The following is a 3,891-nucleotide window of genomic DNA, read 5'->3' as shown; positions in this document are numbered from 1 at the left end:
GCGGTATACTGCGCCGTATGTCAACCGCCTCGATAATATGGGTGCGGACGGCGTACAGGTCGCAAAGGACATCCACGACATGTTCCGCGTACACAACCTGAACGCGGACGTACTCGCGGCAAGCTTTAAAAATTCGCAGCAGATACTCAACCTCTGCAAGCATGGGATTGGTGCGGTTACAGCCGCGCCGGACGTGCTGCGCGCGCTTACCTATCACGACGCGACATTTACGGCGGAGGAGAATTTCACGCAGGACTTTTATGCGCTGGTAAACGAAGTGAAGGGTACGCACCTGAAATAAAGCCGCGCCATAAAATCAACGTAAAAAAGAGGAAAGGGCCTTTATCAGGCAGCTTTCCTCTTCTTTTTGTTATGCTGATGCGTTGCGGGCGCGTGCTTTTCCATCCGCGCCACACGCACGTTCTGTCAGGCCGCGGCCTCGTTGACTACAAAATCGGCTTTATCAAAGGTAACGCCGTTCTCGGCCATCGAATCCGGAAGCGTAAACTCAAAGCTGGATACGTTTCCGGGAGCAAGGGCCTCCGATTTTTCAACCAGCTCCGTATAAACCACAGTGGAACCGCTGTAAAGCTTTGCCGTAATGCTCAGGCGTTTGCAGGGCTTATCCGAATTGTTCTTCACCGCGAGCTTGTACTGCGTATCCGTCATGGACGGGGTGAATTCAAGCTGGTCGGCTATGTTGGTATATTCGTTGGCGGTCATGGAAATCACGGTTTTGGCAGATACCGCCGGCGGAAGCTCTCCACTCCCCTTGGAAATCGGGATCAGGACTTCGCCCGCCGCCTTTACCTGGTAAAAATCATAGGTATGCTCCGTATCGGATACGGTCACAACCACGCTAAGCTTTGGGATTGTTACGCCGTTGTTGTTCACGGCCTGTACGACAACGTTGTTGCCGCCGATCATAATCGTTTTACAGGTTATATTATCCGCGCACTTTTGCAGCGCGTCGGCAATCTTCTGGTTATCGTAGGTCGTTGCTTCGCCGTCAGAGTTCACAGCCTCTTTGGGGACGACGCCTTCCTGCACAAGAGCCTCCACTTCGGCCTTGCTCATGCCCTCCGTGGGCTCCGGATCCGCAGCGGGCGAGGGAGTGGCCTCAGGCTGCCCTGTTTCCTCCTGCGTATCTGTTTCATTGTTATCATCCTGGGTTTCGCTCGCTGCTTCCTGCGATCCGGCTGCCACAGTGGGAGATTTGATGATCTCCAGTTTTCCGGCGTTCGGTATGCTGCAGGCTGTGAAACCGAGTGCCGCCGTACACAGCGCGACAACCAATGCAACCATTTTTTTCATAGGGACTCCTTATTTCAAACGTGTTTCACCACATTGTATCTTTTTTGTATCATTTCTTTGAATACTGCAATTATAACAGAAATATTATTTTTATGTTAGAATAGTGGTAGGATTTTACAAATTATTCACGATTAACGCGGAAAGGGAACGGTTATATATGGTTTACAAAACGGTAATATTCGATATGGACGGCACGCTGCTCAACACATTGGATGATCTGGCGGACAGCGTCAATTACATGCTGCGGGAATTTGATTACCCACTTCGGACAGTAAAAGAGGTGGGTGATTTTGTGGGAAACGGCGTGGAGCGCCTCATCCGCCTTGCGGTGCCCGCGGGCACCCCGGATGAAAAAATCCTGCGGTGCATGGATGTGTTCAAAACGCATTACGCAGCCCATATGCAGGATAAAACACGCCCCTACGACGGGATTTGCGAGCTGCTGGGCGAGCTCAAAGCCGAAGGCGTAAAAACGGCCGTTTTATCCAATAAATTTGACACGGCGGTAAAAAAGCTTGCCGGGGAATATTTTGGAGACCTCTTGCAGGATGCGGTGGGGGAAAGCGACAGGGTACGGAAAAAACCAGCGCCGGACGGAATTTTTGCCGCAATGAAAAAGCTTGGCGCATTGCCGGAGGAAACCGTTTATGTAGGGGATTCCGAGGTAGATGTGCGCGCGGCGAAAAATGCGAAGGTTGCGTGCATCGGCGTGACGTGGGGATTCCGTGATAAGAGCGTTCTTGTAGCGGAAGGCGCGGATATGATTGTCAGCCACCCACAGGAAATTATTACAATCGTACGTTCCGGCGCGAAGGAATAAAGCCCTTTCTTCCGCCGCGGGGTATTACGGAAGGTGGAAGAAATGAATAAAAAAGTTGTATTACTGGTGTGCGTGCTGCTTCTTGCGGCCTGCGCTGCGGGCTGCACTGAGGTCACGGCGCAGGAAACAGGCGGGCAGCTGCCGCAGACTGCTTCTGCATACGCAGACCGCCTGCTGGGCTATCTGACACAACAGGGCGATGCGCCGGACGCAGTCAGGATTGACGGGGAAGAAACGATCGGCGGGACAAAATACCAGCTCGCCGAAGCGATCCGTTCCGGGCAGGACGAACAGGCATGGTATGCCTTTGATATGGAAACAGGCGATATTTTCGTGCTGAATAAGAATACGGAGCAGCTGACCTTGCTGACGAGCGTCCTGCAATAACAGATAAAAAAACAGCGGAACCATCCGCTGTTTTTGTTTAGTCCTCTTTTAATGTGAATTTCCATACGCACCGCGCGGTTGGATCAGTGATATCCGGCGCACAGCTTATGGTTTCGGCCTCAAAGCGCGGATCGATTGTTTTTGCAAAATAACCATATTCCACAATCCCAACGGGCGCGCAGGGAAAGTAATCAAGGCCCTTTCGTTCGCGCGCGTCCTGCGTGCGGCATTTGCGTGCGCGGTAGGTTACCGTATTGCCTTCCACAATGACCTCAGGATCGTTGAGCGAAGCCTGGAACCGGAATTTAAACGCCTGCGCGAGGCCTTCCACACCTGCATATTCGGGCAGCCCCAATAATTCCTTAATGCGCCGCGCCTCGATCTGGGTAAATTGCTTCCACGCGTTTGCGTCATGCTCCATCGCCTCGTCGATGCCCCTCTTTTTTTCGATGGACAGGAACCAGCAGCCGTCGTGCGCCAGCCAGTCTTTCGCATACATTTGAATCAGCTCGATCAGCTTCTCCCTTGGCAGGGATTCGATATCCGTGTATTCCATTTTTTCCATTCCCATATCCAGACCTTCCGTTTTTTCTTGTATCATTGTAGTAAAAAGGGCAGGCTGCGTCAAGCGGCAGGTTAATTGAGCGCCTTCAAAAGAAGCTTATAGGCGTTGTCCATTGCCGCCGAGGTAGCTGCGGGCTGCTCGTGCTCCATCCGGCAGCGCGCGTGGACAAAGCTCATAAGCGCGGCTGCAAACGCGCTGTAAACGTATTCCGTATCCTCTGACGGAAGGATCAGCCCTTCGCGCACGCCAAGCCGGGCGAGCTGCATTGTCTGATCAAAGATCATGGAAAGGTACCTGCGGATAAACGACATATCGCCGCCGAAGAACTGCTGCATTTCTTTGCCGCCCACATTAAACAGCATCAAGTGAAAATCCGAATTTTCGTTCGCAATGATTTTGCGTACGCTTTCAAGGATGGAATAACACTTGGCTCGAAAACCATCAGCTTCGCTCATCCTCCTGAAAATTTCAGAAAGCTCCATCTCGATGCTGTAGATGACCGTTTTGGAAATAATTTCTTCCTTGGTCTTAAAGTAATTGTAGAGCGTACCCTTGCCAATGCCCGCCGCTTCGGCGATATCGGATGTTTTGATATCGCTGATGTTCATTCCGGAGGACAACAGCGCCATCAGGGCGCGCATAATCTTTAATTCCTTCTCCTTATGCTCATGTACGGTAAGGAAGCAAGCAACCGAAAACAAGAGATAGACCGCCAGCACTACACTATTCCGAACCAAAGACCAAAAGATAAGCATTGTGGGAAAATCTAAACTTTTGGATTTTCCTACAATGCCGACTACGGCGG

General features: G+C 51.6%; 6 protein-coding genes. 3 read left to right on the top strand and 3 right to left on the bottom strand.

Annotation, left to right across the window (positions count from 1 at the left end):
* Window positions 1–301 (top strand): transaldolase family protein (locus CHK_RS01995; protein ID WP_046442365.1); only part of this gene is annotated, 301 nt, incomplete at its 5' end.
* Window positions 302–426: 125 nt separating this feature from the next.
* Here the strand turns inward: CHK_RS01995 and CHK_RS01990 are convergent.
* Window positions 427–1,314 carry a hypothetical protein gene (locus tag CHK_RS01990; RefSeq protein WP_046442362.1) on the bottom strand — a complete coding sequence of 296 codons (888 nt, stop codon included), beginning with the start codon at window positions 1,312–1,314 and terminating at the stop codon, window positions 427–429.
* Between the two features lie 157 nt (window positions 1,315–1,471).
* Here CHK_RS01990 and CHK_RS01985 point away from each other — a divergent pair, with 157 nt between their 5' ends.
* Both CHK_RS01985 and CHK_RS01980 read left to right on the top strand, forming a co-directional pair.
* Window positions 1,472–2,134: an HAD family hydrolase gene (locus CHK_RS01985; protein WP_046442361.1), complete on the top strand. Its 663-nt coding sequence runs from the start codon at window positions 1,472–1,474 to the stop codon at window positions 2,132–2,134.
* A 42-nt stretch (window positions 2,135–2,176) separates the two neighbouring features.
* A complete protein-coding gene (locus CHK_RS01980; RefSeq protein ID WP_046442359.1) occupies window positions 2,177–2,521 on the top strand; it encodes a hypothetical protein in 345 nt (114 codons plus the stop codon).
* 37 nt (window positions 2,522–2,558) lie between these two features.
* On the opposite strand, the gene CHK_RS01975 is transcribed toward CHK_RS01980, so the two are convergent.
* Both CHK_RS01975 and CHK_RS15455 read right to left on the bottom strand, forming a co-directional pair.
* On the bottom strand, window positions 2,559–3,122 hold the full coding sequence (locus CHK_RS01975) for a DUF6125 family protein (protein ID WP_242844862.1): 564 nt from the start codon (window positions 3,120–3,122) through the stop codon (window positions 2,559–2,561).
* 35 nt (window positions 3,123–3,157) lie between these two features.
* Window positions 3,158–3,891 (bottom strand): TetR/AcrR family transcriptional regulator (locus CHK_RS15455; protein ID WP_152651641.1); only part of this gene is annotated, 734 nt, incomplete at its 5' end.

Origin of the sequence: Christensenella hongkongensis (assembly GCF_000981035.1) — a bacterium.
GTDB lineage: Bacteria > Bacillota > Clostridia > Christensenellales > Christensenellaceae > Christensenella > Christensenella hongkongensis.
This window is presented reverse-complemented; position numbering and strand designations above follow the sequence as displayed.

Bases quoted from the DNA above. Each gene is read 5' to 3' on its own strand.
- CHK_RS01975 (WP_242844862.1), bottom strand. From the start codon at position 3,122: ATGATACAAGAAAAAACGGAAGGTCTGGATATGGGAATGGAAAAAATG.
- CHK_RS01980 (WP_046442359.1), top strand. From the start codon at position 2,177: ATGAATAAAAAAGTTGTATTACTGGTGTGCGTGCTGCTTCTTGCGGCC.
- CHK_RS01990 (WP_046442362.1), bottom strand. From the start codon at position 1,314: ATGAAAAAAATGGTTGCATTGGTTGTCGCGCTGTGTACGGCGGCACTC.
- CHK_RS01985 (WP_046442361.1), top strand. From the start codon at position 1,472: ATGGTTTACAAAACGGTAATATTCGATATGGACGGCACGCTGCTCAAC.